The sequence below is a fragment of the Marinobacter sp. S0848L genome (genome assembly GCF_023016065.1).
Classification (GTDB): domain Bacteria; phylum Pseudomonadota; class Gammaproteobacteria; order Pseudomonadales; family Oleiphilaceae; genus Marinobacter.
In genome coordinates, this window is record NZ_JALKAQ010000001.1 from 194,515 (window position 1) to 209,984 (window position 15,470).

The following is a 15,470-nucleotide window of genomic DNA, read 5'->3' on the forward strand; positions in this document are numbered from 1 at the left end:
AGGGCCATGGGTTTCCCCATGGCCCGTCAACAACACCATCAGAATGCGATTCTAGCGCCGATCACGGCAAACCAGTCCTCAGTGCTTCCGCCGCCGGTTTCAGCGAGGTCCGCGGTGTCACCGTATTTGCGCTCATGCACCACACCAACGTAAGGCGAGAAGGCGCGGTCGATCAGGTCGTAGCTCAGCCTGATACCTGTTTCGGTTGAAACCAGACCCTTTCCAACGCCTATTTCCCGGTCTTCACTGAAAGCCACCGTCGCGTCCAGGGTAGCTGCAACAATCCAGTAATTGGTCAGCAGCAACTCGTACTCTGCGTCCAGCGCGGCGGATGTGTCACCTTCATTACTGACATACAGGTTGGCATCAATCTCGAACCACTGCGGTGCAAGCCCCGCGACACCCAGCACGGCGTATGTGCGATCCAGCCCCTCGGGTGTGTCAAAGCGAACACCTGCCTTCGCATCAAAGAACTTGGAAATAGGAATCTGTCCAACGAGCTGATTTTCCAGCTCCTCGTAGGCCTGTTCCTCAATAGCGTACTCGCCCTTGGTCAGCCACCGGACTTTGAAATCGTCGGTACCGTAGAAAAAGTCAGCGTTCCAGGCCGCCAACTCTTCGTCGTCGTCACTGTAACGGTATTCAAACTCCTCAAATTGGATACCCCAGGTCGTCAACGGCTGTTTGCGTTCAGTTGTATCGACAATCATGTCCTGAGCGTGCACAGCCACTGGCAGCAATGCCACAGACAGAAGACAAGACAGCGTCAAAGGCAGGCGATAGCTCATGCTTCACCTCCTTCTTCAGTCACGACTTCGGCTTTTGCCTGATTTGAATCAGGGCCGCCTTCAATAATCACTTTGCGGAACATTCCTGCAGCTGCGTGATAGGACAAATGGCAATGGAACGCCCATTGGCCCGGCGCATCAACCTCGGTTTCCACGTAAACTGTGGTGCCCGGATTCACGCTCACGGTGTGCTTGATCGGGTTCCATTGGCCCGCGCCAACATCCAGAATAGACCACATGCCGTGCAGGTGCATGGGGTGCGTCATCATGGTTTCGTTGACAAACTTGAAGCGAACGCGTTCACCGTATTTCAGACGAATGGGATCTGCGTCTTCGTACTTAACGCCGTTGATACTCCAGGTATAGCGTTCCATGTTACCGGTCAGGCGAAGCTCAATTTCCCGGGTCGGTTCCCGCTCCTCGTACAATGGATCCTGTGCTTTTAGATCCGAGTAGGAAAGGAATTTGCCACCGTTGGCCGCCTTTGGCATCAGCCCGCTACCCTTTGCGTAGAAAGGATCAGAGGCAGCGCCCTGATTCATCGCCATGGATCCGTGATCCATACCTTTCATGCCTGAATGATCCATACCCTTCATGTTGGAATGGTCCATACCTTCCATGTTGGAGTGATCCATGCCCTCCATTGAAGCGTGGTCCATTCCGGCCATGCTGCCGTGATCCATGCCCGGCATGCCGCCCATGTCCGCCATGGTGAGTCTTGCAGGCTCACGCAGCTGCGGAACAGCCGCCTCCATGCCCTGTTCTGGCGCCAAGGTGGCTCTGGCATAGCCTGAACGGCCCATGGACTCGGCGAAGATCGTATAGGCCTGCTCGTCTTTGGGACGAACGATCACATCATAGGATTCCGCCACGCCGATTCGGAATTCGTCCACACTGACGGGCTGGACATTGTTACCGTCAGCCTGAACAACCGTCATATCAAGGCCCGGTATCCGGATATCGAAATAGGTCATTGCAGAAGAGTTGATGAACCGCAGCCGAATGCGCTCACCCGGCTCGAAGAGACCGGTCCAGTTCTGTTCCGGCCCTTTCCCGTTAATCAGGCCTGTAAAGCCCTGCAAGTCCTCCACATCCGCTTGCATCATGCGCATGTCGCCCCACGCCATACGACTCTGGATGGTGTTCATCAGCCCGTCTTTGGAGGCATCTGAGAAAAACTCACCCACGGTCTGCTGCTCGCGATTGTAGTAATCCGGCATCATCTTCAGATTGCGCATGATCCGATCACCGGAATGCGGGTGCTTGTCGGTCAACTGGACTACGTATTCCCGGTCATATCGAAATGGCTCACGACCCTCGGGCTCAATGACGATAGCTCCATAGGCGCCGTCGGGTTCCTGAAACCCAGAGTGGCTGTGGAACCAGAACGTGCCGGCCTGCTGGATCGGAAACTCATAAGTAAACGTTTCCCCCGGCTTGATGCCCGGGAAACTGATGCCGGGCACACCGTCCTGGTCGAAGGGAAGAATCAGACCGTGCCAATGGATGGACGTCGTCTCATCCAGATTGTTGGTCACGTTAATTTTGACTTCCTCTCCTTCTTTGAAACGCATCACCGGTCCTGGCGATGCCCCGTTGTAGCCAATGCCTTCTTTTACAAAGTCACCGGAGTCTATCTGAACCCGGTCAACCGTAAGGTCGTATTCGGCGGCCAAGCCCAATGCGGGCATCAGCAAACCGAACAATACTGCACCTAAGCGAATGTTCATGTGCGTCGCTCCAAATTCAACTGCAGGAAAGGCCTCCGGGCGAGACACCCGAAAGCCGATCAGATCAAGGTATTACCAGTAGTTTGAGTTACTCGAAATTAACGTCGCCGTACATTCCGGCCTGATAATGCCCGGGAACGTTGCAGGCAAACTCGATATTGCCCTTATCGGAAAACTTCCAGACCACTTCCTGACTCTGACCCGGCTCCAGCAGAACGCTATTCGGGTCGTCGTGCTTCATGGAATGACCGTTCCCCATGTCCATGTTCATCATGTCGTGGTGGAGCTTGCCGCCTTGGATTACGCCATGTTCGACCATCATCATCATTTCTGCCTGGTGGGCTTCATGCATGCCCGGGGTACCAATATTAAATTCATGCACAAGGTTCCCCTTGTTTTCCACGACGAAACGCACCGTTTCGCCGGGCTTTACGTTGATCGACTCCGGCTCGTAATAGTTGTCATACATTTCGACCGTTATGGTGCGACTAGCCTCCGAGGCCTTACCAGGTTCGCCGCTTGCAGAGCTGTGCCCGTGGCCTCCATCATGAGCACCAGCCGCAAACGCTGTTGCTGACATTGAAAATACAATACTCGCCACGAACAGTTTTGTTGCCTTCATCTTCAATCCTCTGTGAAATAATGCACGCAAGGCCAGTGCTGGATTCAGCCTAAACCTTGAATAACGTCTAGAATCCCATGCAACCTTCGCTCACTAACCTGAATTCTTTCTGAAAAACTCGAACTATTTTTTCTTCAGGCTGAATTCAGGTTGATCAGTCACACTTTCGATCGTGGACCACACCAATAAGGACAGAACCATGCGTTTACTGCTTGTCGAAGATGACCGCTTGCTGGCTGAGGGGCTGGTCAGGCAATTGGGAAAAGCCGGTTTCAGCGTTGATACAACGCCCAGTGCTCGGCAAGCAGCAGTTCTCGGTGAGCAGGAAGATTACCGTGTCGTTGTTCTGGACCTGGGTCTGCCTGACGGCAACGGGCTGGACGTATTGAGAAAGTGGCGAACAAATCGCGTCAGCTGCCCGGTTTTGATTCTGACCGCCAGGGGAAATTGGCAAGACAAGGTGAACGGATTAAAAGCCGGGGCCGACGATTACCTGGCAAAACCTTTTCAGGCAGAAGAACTGATCGCCCGTCTCAATGCTCTCGTGCGTCGTAGTGAAGGAAGGCTCGATGCTCAGGTTAAGGCCGGCCGCTTTGAACTGGATGAAAATCGCCAGAGCCTCAAAATGGACGACGGCGACGAACATACACTGACCGGCACCGAGTTCCGGTTGCTACGCTGTCTGATGAGCCGCCCTGGCCACGTTTTCTCAAAAGAACAACTCATGGAACAGCTTTACAACTTGAATGACAACCCGAGTGAAAACGTCATTGAGGCGTATATTCGTAGACTGCGGAAGCTGGTGGGCAGCGAAACCATCTCAACACGCCGCGGTCAGGGGTATATTTTTAATGCGACTCGTTAGAAAGCCGGCATCCGTCAAAGGAACGTTGCTTGCTCTGTTACTGCCCGCCGGGATTGCTCTAATGGGCATAGCGTGGTTGGTTCATGGCTTGCTGCTCGACCGTATGTCCCGGGAATTTCTTGAAAGCCGACTGAAAGACGAAGTCGCTTTCCTGGAACATCAGATTCGCGACGCGCATGGCCAAGTTGACACTCTCCAGACGGGCGATTATTTCAAGGATGTTTTTCATCATGCCTTCGCCATACAGTCACCCGAACAGACCATCATTTCACCGGATGTCTGGGCTCCCCTATTGACGCCTCTGATAGAGAACGAAGAAGACGGAACCCTTCGCGTAGAAGGCGCCCAAATTACTGCCACTCCTTCAAACATCCTCGCCTATCGAAAGTCTTTTCAGGTCGGCGAAACCCCCATCGTCGTAATCGTCTCTGAAGATCTGGGGGCGCTGAAAAGCAGCCAGGCGGCCCTTCATGCCTGGACCGCCGTAGTATCTATTCTGTTGATCATGCTCTTGGTCGCCGTGCTCTGGTTCGGTATCACGCTATCCATGCGGCCGGTTGTTACACTGAAAGCCGCATTAAAAAGACTCCAGGACGGCGAAATCTCGCGAATCAACGTTCAGTCTCCAGAGGAGTTTCATCCTCTCGTTTTGCAGCTAAATCAGTTGCTCGACTCCCTGGACCAGCGACTGGAACGCTCCCGAGACGCTCTCGCAAATTTGTCTCACAGTGTCAAAACCCCCATCGCAGCCGTTCTGCAGATACTGGAAGATGATACCCGCCCCATCGACACGGATCTTAGGCGCCAGATGACGGAGCGACTAGACGATATCGACAAGCAACTAGAGGCGGAAATGCGCCGAAGCCGTTTTGCCGGGCCTCAGGTTGGGAAAAGCGCTTATCCCCTAAAGCAGGCACGGGATCTTCTGTGGATGCTCGGGCGCTTGTACCCCGAAAAGTCGTTTGAGCTATCGAGTTCCCTGCCTGATGATTGCCGCTGGCCGATAGAAGAGCATGACTTGAATGAAGTACTGGGTAATCTGCTCGACAATGCCGGAAAGTGGTCTTCACGATGCGTAGAGCTGTTGATAGAACAAGGCAGTGATTTAAAACGAATCGTTGTTACCGACGATGGTCCAGGGGTTGATGAGGACAATTTGGACAGCTTGGGCCAGCGGGGACTGCGACTTGACGAGCAAACACCCGGGCACGGTCTCGGCCTTGCTATCGTCCGGGATATAGTGACCCGCTATGAGGGCAAAATCAGCTTTACGGCGGAACCGCAACGCGGCTTGTGCGTTACGATCGAGTTTTATAGGTAATTTAGATCAACCGATATAGAAGGTTGGATGCTGGCCACTCAATTCCTTTCACGGGCACTTAACTTGAACAGAGGCTCAGGTGCTTGCTCCACTTAGCAGATTATACCTCGCGGTCTTCTGACAAAAGGTGACTGCTTGTTCTTCCAGTCGTTACAGCGCTTGCCCGGCCGGCCCCAGCCAAAATTACAAAAATCTGACATCACAAAACTCTAAGCCCGACGCAAATACCGATATCAAGGCACTGTAAAAGGTCGGCTTTGTGGTCAATTCGATCGTTTCTGAATGTTCGCTTTTGTTTTTAAAGACAACCTTTCGTGCTGCGACAAGCGTTTGCCTGTGTGACCATAAAATAGCCAAACTGGCCAACGTATAGTTCCCATAGCACGGCTGAACTCAAAGCTGACACTGACTTTACTCACAAAAGCTGTGGATAACAGAACCGCAAGATAACGCATCATAGCTCCCCCTTATTCACACGCCCTTATTGAGTATAGACGAGCAAGCCTAGCCGGGCGGTTTGGTAACGGTGAGCTTTCCACTCACCCTTGCCAGCATAAGAGACTCTGTCCCCTTCATCACCCTCGCTTGGACTCGAAATTTGGCTGGCTTGTGATGTGTAAGCCGCCGAACCTCAGAACAAGCGCTCCCCGTTATCCACCTGCGCGTCCGGTCTTACCAAGGTAACTGCGCCCTTCTCCGTTTGCACGCCAGTAACCAGGCACTCCGACAAAAAAGGGCCGATTTGTTTGGGCGGAAAATTGGTGACGGCCAGAACCTGCTTGCCGATGAGCTCATCCTTGCCATAGAGGTTCGTAATCTGTGCACTCGATTTCCGAATACCAATGTCCGACCCGAAATCCACTCGCAATTTATAGGCAGGTTTGCGCGCCTCGGGAAAATCCGTCACGTCAATGATGGTCCCGATCCGCAGTTCAACCTTCTCGAAATCGTCCCAAGTAATCATCTCACTGCTCCTTCGACGTAGTTAGTCTGTTAACAATTCTGGCTCGGCGACCGTCCGGCTTTTCGCACGACCCGCGATCAAAGAACCAATGACAATCAGAATGCTGGCACTCAACACCGCAACCGTAGCCTCGCCGAATCCGGCAAGGATCAAAAGGATCACTGAAATGAGTGGCGCACTGTATGCCAGGGTTCCCAGTAACTGGATGTTTCCGTGCTTTACACCATGGTCCCAGGTGAAGAATGCTATGCCCACCGGTCCGAGGCCGAGCCCCACCACGCCAATCCATTGAAGTGCGCCTTCTGGCCATACCGTTTCCTCCCACAAAAGGTGGCAAATTAACGCCAGAATAGCCGTAACACCGCAAAACCAGCCCACGGCATCGGTCGGTACCGAGCGAACCAGTCTGCTGAGAACAGAATAAGATGACCAGATCAGAGCGCAGGACAGAGCCACCAGGTAACCCGGCAGGTTCTCCCAGGCAAATCCGTCGGCATTACGGCTGATCAACAACCAACAGCCTGCCAGGGCAACCAGGGCCCCAACGATGTACTGAGCTCGTAGTTTCTCGCCCGGCAGGAAGGCCGACAATAGGACGATCAGCAGCGGCCAGAGGTAAGCCAGCAGGCTGACTTCAACGGCCGGCGCCAGTGTCATGGCCTTGAAGTAGGCAAAGTGATATCCGAACAAGCCAACGATGCCGATGCACCATGCGAGTGGCGACTGCCGTAAATAACGCACACCGGAATGCCCCGAGAGAATCCAACGGCCGCACATCAACAGGAAAGCGATGCCGAAGGTCATGGCCATGAGCTGAAACTCTGGAATCTCGCCACCGGAAAGCTTGGTCAGCAATGCCAAAGTGCCCCATAACAGAACGGAAATCGACCCGATCCAGGTTGCGGCGTTAACGGATGCCATGAAACCCTCCCCGAAATTCTCGCGTGTGAATGATTTCAGAAGGGTATCCAGTGCGAAGGACAGGAACTTTCAAATCTTGGCGGAACTATTTCGAAATACGGCGGAAGTGGCTGGGTGCTTTGCCAAAGTGGGCTCTGAACCGGTCGCTAAAGGCCGATAACGATGAATAGCCGACAGCGTCGGCAACTCGCTGGACGCTGAGCCCCGACTGCTCCAAAAGCCGCCAAGCTTCTTTCATTCGTAACTCTGTGAGGTAGTGATGCGGCGTCATGCCGACCTGGCGCCGAAACAGATCGTTCAACTGCCGAATGCTCAGATGTGCCACGGCAGCCGCCTCGGCCAAGGACAGCGGTCGGTTGAAGTGTTCGTCCAGAAATTGTTTCGCGGCGCGGACTCTGCGGTCCAGCTTCAGCTGACTTCCATGGCGCTCCTGAAGCAACTGAATCAGCAGGAGTAGCATTTGATGTTGGGTAAAATCCGACTCAGTCCCATTATGGAGCTGTGCATGAAGGAACTGGACGTAGTGGAGCAATGCTGGATCCAAGTCTACGAAACAAGGTAGCTTGTCCAGCGCCGGGGCCAAGCCTTCGGGCACGTCTGCAACCAAAAACCGGTTATCATCGGTCGCAGCATACCCATGGCCAATTCCCGCGGGAATAATTGCCGCTCGATGCTGAGCCACTTCCCCTTCGATGGCATCTACCGACAGAGACAGCGTTCCCACCAAGGGCAATACCAGTTGATGATGGTCGTGGGAGTGGTTTTTTCCCTCGTCCTCGTAGGTTCGTATATGCAAGCCGATCTTAGAATGCTTCATGCGACCAGTATAATCAGAAACACAGGAGAGTCATCACAGAACCACTCTTTCACCCATCTCTCATCCGGGATCCGACCGGTTCATACTAAAAAGGGCGGCTTCGGGAAACTTGATGCAAAAATGGACGATGCATCACCAGATAGAAAGAAATGCATTCATTCAGTGGTGAATTGCAGACCTATCCACAAAGCAGCGCCAGGCACGTAAACTGACTCCTCAACCGAAATAAGAGCCGAGGGCCACATGACATCACAAAAACGCATCTACCTGGCCGGCCCGGAAGTGTTTTTCCCACACGAAGAACACAACGCCATCGTAGCCGAGAAAAAGCGCCTGCTTCGCGAAGCGGGCTGTGAAGGCATAGACCCGCTGGACACCGCCCTGACGTTTTCCGAACGCGACGCCAAACCCACGCGCGGCCACCGAATCCACCAGGCCAACCGCGAACTGATGGACAGTTGCGACGCCATCATTGCCAACCTCACCCCCTTCCGCGGCATCAGTGCGGACCCGGGCACGGTGTTCGAAGTCGGCTACATGATCGGCCAGGGCAAAGCAGCTTTCGGATTCACAATGGACCGCAGGCACTACCGTGAACGCGCGGGCGCAGCCGATCGGGATGAACTGGGCCACAGCATTGAAGACTTCGAGATGAGCGACAACCTGATGATTGAGGGAGGAATTCAGGAGTCCGGTGGCCAGCTACTGGTGGCAGAGCAGCCTGGCGAACACCGGTTTTTCTCGGCTGAACTGTTCCGCCGTTGTGTTCAGGCGCTGATAGGCCATAGGCACTCCAGATAATGGTCACTGTCGACCGCCGAGTTCTGCCCGAGTAATCTGATATATTTCCGAACTCACGGACTCCAGAAACGCTGAAAACTCAGACACGTTAAGGCCGGGCCAAATGTCTGGCCCGGCCTTTTCCATCAGTTGATGGTTACCTGCTGGCGAGCTCCTACCAGGTAGTAACTACCACCTTCGGTGAGGGTGTACTCATACAGAGGAACAACAACTGCACTGCCCGGGGCTTCAAACACAACCGAACCGCTCGTGTTCGCATAAGAAACCGTGCTTTCCAGAACCAGGAAGTCAGAAGCAGCCGCTGTCATGTTGTTACCAACCTGAGTTGTGACTGTGAGATCCGCCAACAGGGCAGAATTTGCCGCAACTACCAGATCAGATTTAACCGGCTCAACCGTAACCGGATAGTCACTGAACCACTGGGCATAGTCCGTCGTCAGCCCGTGCGTGCCGGCCAGATAGTATTTTTCTGAGTCAGCCAGATTACGGAACGTCCACGGCCAGAAAGTGGTGCCGCGATGTTTTGCTGCTTCCATCACTTCCGGAGCGAGGCTACCGTAGGACGGGTTGAACGTGGAGGAATACTGCTGAGTGGCGTTGAGAATCGTCCGCAGGTTCTTTTCCATATTGCTGTCTGAGCTGAAGCCTGTCAGGAAACCGCCAGACACACCGGGCATGACTTCCTGCAACTTAAGCAGTTGGTCAGAGTTGAAGGAAATAACAATCACCTGATCGTGAACACCATGGCGTTCAATGGCCGCTTTCAGGTGCTCAACGATTTCAGGCTTGCCGCTCTTGATCTCAACAAAGTGAACCGCACGCTTACCTTTCAATGCCGTAAAGAACTCATCCATGGTTGGCACAGAGTGGCCACCATCAACAGTAAGGGCCTTGAGCTCTGCCAGCGATTTCTCTTCAACTGCACCGGTGCCATCGGTGGTGCGATCGACAGTGCCGTCGTGCATCACCACAACCTGGTTATCGGTGGTCAGATAGATGTCCGACTCAACGGCGTCTGCACCCAGCTCAACCGCTTTCAGAGCGCCCGCAACGGTATTCTCGCTCACCTGGGAAGGAACGCCACGGTGGCCAACAACCAGCGGTTTTCTCAACAGAGTGTTCTCCGGCAACGCGGTGAAGAACGCAAGCGCCTGGTCCGGGTCCGTCGTCAGAAGGCCATTAACACCCGCCGTCAGAGCATCAACCGTTTGCACATATTCCGGTTGCTCCAGCTGCCCCCAGACGGAGATCAGGCGGTTCTGGATATACTGGACAGACGTTTTGTCCAGCAAGCTTTCCGGCAGAATCGCAATCTTGGCTTTTGACTGATTGGTAGTCTGTACAATGCGCAATAGATCAGCCGGTCCAGCCACCAGGTTAGCATGAGTAAAATCCACGGCAGCCCGAACAAACGGCATTTTTTCCCGCGCGTCTATCAGCAACTCCTGGTTGTCTGACACCAGTGTCAGGTCGAAGAACTGATGACGTTCAACCACGGGTTTCAGAGCGTCAACGGCAGCCTGGCTGGTTACATACAACATCGGCATAGCGGTGAACTCACCGGCATCCAGCATTTGGTCCAGGTACCCCAGGCTTCCACCATTCTGTCCAGACAACATCAACTGGTCATCCAGCTTAAGGAAAACTGAATTTGCGGGCGACGCCGTCAGATCGCCGGCGACCGGTGAAAGGTTGGTGATGCTCGGAGCCATAGACGCACCGGTCTCCGGCTCAGCCACACTCACCATCGGAGGTAATGGCGGCAACGCCTTCAGCTGTTCCGTAACGGTAACGCCCTCAACCCGCAACAGACTGCCCGCCGCCTGAAAGCCAACACCGCCCTGTGAGAAATCGCTGTCTAGCACAGAGTCTTGAAGCAGGGTGCCGTTGAGGTACTGTTGAACGCGATCACCGTGAACCACGATGGTTGCAGTATAAAGCTTGGCAGGGTCAATCACTTCCGAGAACCCGGCCTTGTCAACAATGCTCCACTGGCCGGTGTTTCGGAACGCATGCTCCGTCCCGTTGGCGGCCGTCGCGTTCTGGCGAATGGCCATTTGGTAGTAGGGTTCTACTCCCAGACCGGTCCGATATTGCATGCCGACCCAACGAGAAGTAGTGTTGGCCTCTGCAATGGTGAAAGACACTTCAATACGATAGTTTCCCTGGTCCTGCAGGAACTCGGGCAAACGCACGGCCACCGGCGTGTAATTGTTACCGCGGCCATCAACGAACAAGCTTCCCTCTTTTGTGTAGAAAAGCTCTTCCGCGCCATCCATCACCATCCAGCCTTCAGGGAGCTTACCCTCAGCGATGGCTTCGAAGTCTTCATCCAGAAGAATGTTGGGTTCGGGCTCGGGCTCAGGATCTGGATCTGGATCTGGATCTGGATCTGGATCTGGTTCAGGATTCGTTACTGGCGGTATTTTATTATCATCACTGCTGTCAGAATCGTCGCTACACCCTGCCATCCCGGTAATGGCCACAAGCATTAACGCTAGAAGGATTACCCTGCTCATCAAGCACTCTCCATATCGGCTTCGAAATGAGCAGGCAGAATAAGCCGCGAAGATGACCCAGCCGTTTCAGAAATAAAACACTCGACTGGCAGCTCGAAACCAACCCACAAACTCCCTTGCAGCCTCCTGGATCTCGTTGATCAACCAAACCCAAAACGTCGGGTCGGATAATGATATGCTCCTCCAACCTTCTTCAATAAACAGGTTCGGCCCGGATCATGATCAAAGCCTTTGCCGTTTCCAACTATCGCAGCCTCAGAGACGTGGTCGCACCGCTGGCGGGCCTGAACGTTGTTACCGGTCCGAACGGCTGTGGCAAATCAAACCTCTATAAATCGTTGCGCCTGCTGGCGGAAACGGCAAAAGGCAACCTGATCTCCTCCCTGGCGGAAGAGGGCGGCCTGGACTACACCTTCTGGGCAGGGCCCGGCCAGTTCTCAAAGGAGATGCGGGACGGCTCAGCGCCCGTTCAGGGGACCGCCGGGAACACCCCATCCCGCCTACGGCTGGGGTTTGCCGGCGAAGAATTCGGCTACGCGATTTCTCTTGGGATTCCGGCCTCTACGGGGTTTGCAGGTTATCAGGAACCCAGCATGTTTCAGCTCGACCCTGAAATAAAACGCGAATGTATCTGGGTGGGTGATATCTGCCGCCCAAGCAGTTGTCTGATTGATCGCGTCGGGCCGGTTGTCAAAGTACGTTCAGGGCGGAAATGGGAGGTCTACGACACCCGGCTAAACACCTATGAGAGCATTCTGAGCGAGATCAGTGATCCTGTGGCTGTACCTGAAGTCCATGCCGTCCGGCAGGCCATCAGGCAGTGGCGCTTTTACGATCAGTTCCGCACCGATCAACACTCCAGCATCCGCACCCCGCAAATCGGAACCCGCACCCCGGTGCTGGACCACGATGGCCATAACCTGGTTGCAGCCCTGCGTACCATTCACGAAATCGGCGACCGGGAGGGCCTGCACAGCGCTATTGAAGATGCCTTTCCCGGAGCGAGGCTTGGGTTCAGCACAGACGCAGGCAACCGTTTCGTCCTGGAATTTGAGCAGGCCGGCTTACTCCGCCCCCTGAATCAGGCCGAGTTTTCTGATGGCACCCTTCGCTACCTGCTGTTGGTTGCCGCGCTGCTTACACCCCGCCCACCAACACTACTGGTGCTGAATGAACCAGAAACAAGCCTGCATCCCGACTTGCTTCCAGCCCTCGGCCGGCTGATCATTCGCGCCTCGCGGGAAACCCAGGTGTGGGTTGTTTCCCATGCCCCTCGACTGGTAGCCGCTCTGGAAGCAGACGACGATTGCCATTCCATCGCACTGAACAAAGAGCTGGGTGAAACCCGCATTCTTGGCCAGGGGCTTCTGGACGCGCCCCCATGGAACTGGATGGATTGACTATTCAAACGCCCAAACTGAAGTGAAGCTGAACCGGCGGGCCGAACCAAACCCCGGAAGACCGGGACGACCGTCGGCCTGATTCCTGACCAGCTTTATCACGAACTTTACTCACAAAAGCTGTGGATAACTGTGTTGGAAACCTCGGGTTAAGCGCCCGGAAGCCCCGCAGCAAAAGGGCTCGGGAATGTTGATGCTAAAACGGGCAATCTCGTTACCATCCACCAGCTATAGCGTTCTCCGATCATCAATTCAATTGATTCAACCTAGGGCACAAGAGGGTAGGCCGCCCTCACCTGCCTCATCACAATCCTGGCATCCTCCGGCTTCAAACCCTGCTTTCGCAACTGCGGCATCACCATCGCGCCCACCTTCTGGCAACGGGAGCTATCAATTCCGTGCTTTTGAAACACATCGGCAATGGCCTGTGGTTGGACATCCGGATTGGCTTTCAGCAGGTTGCCGATGTCGATGGCACAGGCCTGCTCTTCAGGGGCAGTGTTCTGTTTACTACGCCAGATCAGGACAGCCACGATGGCGGCGAAAACACCGATGATCAGAAACTTCATACTAAGGCACCTTTGTCCCGGTTTTTCCTAGCGAATACCCTGCGATTGCAGCCACTGACTGATCTGGGCCTGATTCATGGCGCCACTCTGGCGCGCCACCTCCCGGCCGTTCTGGAACAGAATCAGGGTCGGTATGCTGCGAATCGCAAACTGACCGGCCGGCCCGGGGGCTTGTTCCGTATTCAGCTTGGCAAAGCGCACTTTCCCGCGCCAGGCCTTCGCGGCCTGCTCGAACTGGGGCGCCATCATTTTGCACGGGCCACACCAGCTGGCCCAGAAATCCACTAACACAGGCAGATCGCTGCGCCCGGTATGGGTAGCAAAGGTCTGCTCCATTAGCTCCAGAACCTGATCCGGCCAAAGCGGTTGTTTGCAGGCGCCACAATTGCCGCCGGAGGACAACTTGTCGGCCGGTACGCGATTCACTTTGTGGCAATGGGGACATACCAGGTGTCGAACGTCAGTCATGATGAACGGGCCTCTGATTGGCTGATGGTAGAAATAATCTGGGCAGGAGAAGAGAAATCAAGAGGCACTAAAAATCGCGCATCTCACGAACACGTATCAACCGCTTTCCGCTACCATCAAAGTAAGTCGGTGTCAGAGGCTCAAGCGCCATGGGACTGTCGATAAAACAGTCGGAATTTACAGCCCCGGCGCCTGATCTCGCTGCCCCTGAAACCACCGGGTAATGCCAGGCAACGGCCAGAGTGCTGCCCTCCTCGTTTAAAAAAGCTTACCCCCTTGTTGTGTAACGAGTGGGTTCTCCGTAAAAAGGCATAGGAATCACCGCGGCCAACCCTCAGGCAAGGCCATCATCCATCCCAGGAGTGTTAACCGTGATTGTTCGCGAGCGCCCCGGCCCACTCCGGCTGTTGCTGGCCTGGAAAGGGTCTGTTGTCCCCCACATTCTGCCGCACATCCTGCTTACGGGAATGTTTGCAGCCGCCGTTACCTGGTTTTCGCGCCACCACTACCTCGACGGCACGGTCGACTACACACTTCTGCCGTTCACGATCATGGGCATCGCCCTGTCCATCTTTCTAAGCGTGCGCAACACCGCCACCTACGACCGCTGGTGGGAAGCCAGAAAACACTGGGGACATATGGTGTACGAATTTCGCAGCCTGGCGCGGACTGGCACCATTTACCTGAGCCCGGAGCGACGCCGGGAGCTTCTGACCCGATGCCTTGCTCACGCTCACCTGCTGCGCGGCCAGTTGCGGGGAGAAGATGTACGGTCTGACCTGCCCGGGTCACTGGCACCCGAACTCATTGACCAGGCCCTGAGCACACGCAACCCCGCCGCCTTCATGCTGCACCGGGCCGGAGACGTACTCGCCGAAGCCCACAAGGCGGGCGATCTGGATTCTGTAGCAACCGCAGCCGTAGACCAGCACCTTCATGGCCTCGCGGGCATTCAGGCGGCCTCGGAACGCATTGCCCTCACCCCGTTGCCCTTTGCCTACACCCTGCTGGCTCACCGCACGGCGTATGTGTTCTGCTACCTGCTCCCGTTCGGTCTGGTAGGCGTCGCAGGCTGGTTTACGCCGGTGTTCACCGCCATCGTGGCCTACACGTTTTTTGGGCTGGATCGCCTGTCTGAACAGCTTGAGTTTCCCTTTGGCCGACACACCAACGACCTGCCGCTGGATGCCATCTGCCGCATTCATGAAATTAGTGTTGCCGAAGCCCTGGGCGACCCGGCACCCGAACCGCTGCAGCCGGTCAAATACCAGTTGCAGTAAGGGCCCGGCGGTTACAACGGCATGCGCCCGGTTCGCTCCAGCCGCTCGCTCACCCATTTGTGATACAGCTTTGCCAGCGCTGGCCGAATTACCGGCAAGCCAATCAGCCAGGCAAGCGGTTTCAGCAGCCAGACCCGCGACATCAACAGAATATAGGCATCCAGTTCCCGGTGGATGTTGCCCTGGCCATCTTCCACATGGAGCTCCTGAAGCGCGGCTTTCGGGTCTATACCACGTTCCTCCAACTCCTCATCACGGCCGGTGATATCCACCCACTCCACCGATTCGCCGGTCCTGCCCGCGAGTCGTTCATAAAGCCTGCGATCCTTGACACAGCTTGGGCAGGCGCCATCGTAGAACACACGAAGCTGATCGCCTGGTGCCGTCATCACTATCCCCTCCTGT

15 protein-coding genes are annotated in these 15,470 nt (G+C 55.1%); 5 read left to right on the forward strand and 10 right to left on the reverse strand.

All coding sequences use genetic code 11. The annotated features are described in order from the left end of the window. Positions 1-38 precede the first annotated feature (38 nt). The 3 genes from MWU64_RS00930 to MWU64_RS00940 all read right to left on the reverse strand — a co-directional run bounded on the left by MWU64_RS00930 (position 39) and on the right by MWU64_RS00940 (position 3,140). A complete protein-coding gene (locus tag MWU64_RS00930; RefSeq protein WP_247059403.1) occupies positions 39-788 on the reverse strand; it encodes a copper resistance protein B in 750 nt (249 codons plus the stop codon). Then, a complete protein-coding gene (locus MWU64_RS00935) occupies positions 785-2,518 on the reverse strand; it encodes a copper resistance system multicopper oxidase (RefSeq protein WP_247059411.1) in 1,734 nt (577 codons plus the stop codon). Before MWU64_RS00935 ends, MWU64_RS00930 begins: the two co-directional genes overlap by 4 nt. 88 nt (positions 2,519-2,606) lie before the next feature. Beyond that, a complete protein-coding gene (locus tag MWU64_RS00940) occupies positions 2,607-3,140 on the reverse strand; it encodes a cupredoxin domain-containing protein (RefSeq protein WP_247059413.1) in 534 nt (177 codons plus the stop codon). Positions 3,141-3,339: 199 nt separating this feature from the next. Between MWU64_RS00940 and MWU64_RS00945 the strand changes: the two genes are divergently transcribed. Both MWU64_RS00945 and MWU64_RS00950 read left to right on the forward strand, forming a co-directional pair. Then, positions 3,340-4,005 (forward strand): response regulator transcription factor, encoded by a 666-nt coding sequence (locus MWU64_RS00945; RefSeq protein ID WP_247059415.1) that lies wholly within the window; start codon positions 3,340-3,342, stop codon positions 4,003-4,005. After that, complete coding sequence (locus tag MWU64_RS00950; RefSeq protein ID WP_247059417.1) at positions 3,992-5,326, forward strand: ATP-binding protein; 1,335 nt, start codon at positions 3,992-3,994, stop codon at positions 5,324-5,326. Before MWU64_RS00945 ends, MWU64_RS00950 begins: the two co-directional genes overlap by 14 nt. 631 nt (positions 5,327-5,957) lie before the next feature. Here the strand turns inward: MWU64_RS00950 and MWU64_RS00955 are convergent. The 3 genes from MWU64_RS00955 to MWU64_RS00965 all read right to left on the reverse strand — a co-directional run bounded on the left by MWU64_RS00955 (position 5,958) and on the right by MWU64_RS00965 (position 8,028). Next, on the reverse strand, positions 5,958-6,290 hold the full coding sequence (locus MWU64_RS00955) for a tRNA-binding protein (RefSeq protein ID WP_247059419.1): 333 nt from the start codon (positions 6,288-6,290) through the stop codon (positions 5,958-5,960). 21 nt (positions 6,291-6,311) lie between these two features. After that, positions 6,312-7,211, reverse strand: a complete 900-nt coding sequence (locus MWU64_RS00960) for an EamA family transporter (RefSeq protein WP_247059421.1) — start codon at positions 7,209-7,211, stop codon at positions 6,312-6,314. A gap of 85 nt (positions 7,212-7,296) precedes the next feature. Continuing rightward, positions 7,297-8,028, reverse strand: a complete 732-nt coding sequence (locus MWU64_RS00965) for an AraC family transcriptional regulator (protein WP_247059423.1) — start codon at positions 8,026-8,028, stop codon at positions 7,297-7,299. 243 nt (positions 8,029-8,271) lie between these two features. Between MWU64_RS00965 and MWU64_RS00970 the strand changes: the two genes are divergently transcribed. Continuing rightward, positions 8,272-8,829: a nucleoside 2-deoxyribosyltransferase gene (locus MWU64_RS00970; protein WP_247059425.1), complete on the forward strand. Its 558-nt coding sequence runs from the start codon at positions 8,272-8,274 to the stop codon at positions 8,827-8,829. 125 nt (positions 8,830-8,954) lie between these two features. Here MWU64_RS00970 and MWU64_RS00975 read toward each other — a convergent pair whose 3' ends face one another. Next, positions 8,955-11,348 carry a glycerophosphodiester phosphodiesterase family protein gene (locus MWU64_RS00975; RefSeq protein WP_247059427.1) on the reverse strand — a complete coding sequence of 798 codons (2,394 nt, stop codon included), beginning with the start codon at positions 11,346-11,348 and terminating at the stop codon, positions 8,955-8,957. 218 nt (positions 11,349-11,566) lie between these two features. Between MWU64_RS00975 and MWU64_RS00980 the strand changes: the two genes are divergently transcribed. Next, entirely contained in the window at positions 11,567-12,748 is a 1,182-nt protein-coding gene (locus MWU64_RS00980) for an AAA family ATPase (RefSeq protein WP_247059429.1), read from the forward strand. Positions 12,749-13,014: 266 nt separating this feature from the next. Here the strand turns inward: MWU64_RS00980 and MWU64_RS00985 are convergent, their stop codons facing one another. Together MWU64_RS00985 and trxC are read right to left on the reverse strand one after the other, a co-directional pair. Then, positions 13,015-13,317 carry a hypothetical protein gene (locus MWU64_RS00985; RefSeq protein ID WP_247059438.1) on the reverse strand — a complete coding sequence of 101 codons (303 nt, stop codon included), beginning with the start codon at positions 13,315-13,317 and terminating at the stop codon, positions 13,015-13,017. Between the two features lie 27 nt (positions 13,318-13,344). Beyond that, entirely contained in the window at positions 13,345-13,785 is a 441-nt protein-coding gene (trxC, locus tag MWU64_RS00990) for a thioredoxin TrxC (protein WP_247059440.1), read from the reverse strand. A 371-nt stretch (positions 13,786-14,156) separates the two neighbouring features. On the opposite strand from trxC, the gene MWU64_RS00995 reads away from it, so the two are divergent. Next, positions 14,157-15,065: a bestrophin family ion channel gene (locus MWU64_RS00995; protein WP_247059442.1), complete on the forward strand. Its 909-nt coding sequence runs from the start codon at positions 14,157-14,159 to the stop codon at positions 15,063-15,065. Positions 15,066-15,076: 11 nt separating this feature from the next. Here the strand turns inward: MWU64_RS00995 and MWU64_RS01000 are convergent, their stop codons facing one another. After that, positions 15,077-15,454, reverse strand: a complete 378-nt coding sequence (locus MWU64_RS01000) for a DUF393 domain-containing protein (protein WP_011786421.1) — start codon at positions 15,452-15,454, stop codon at positions 15,077-15,079. Positions 15,455-15,470 lie beyond the last annotated feature (16 nt).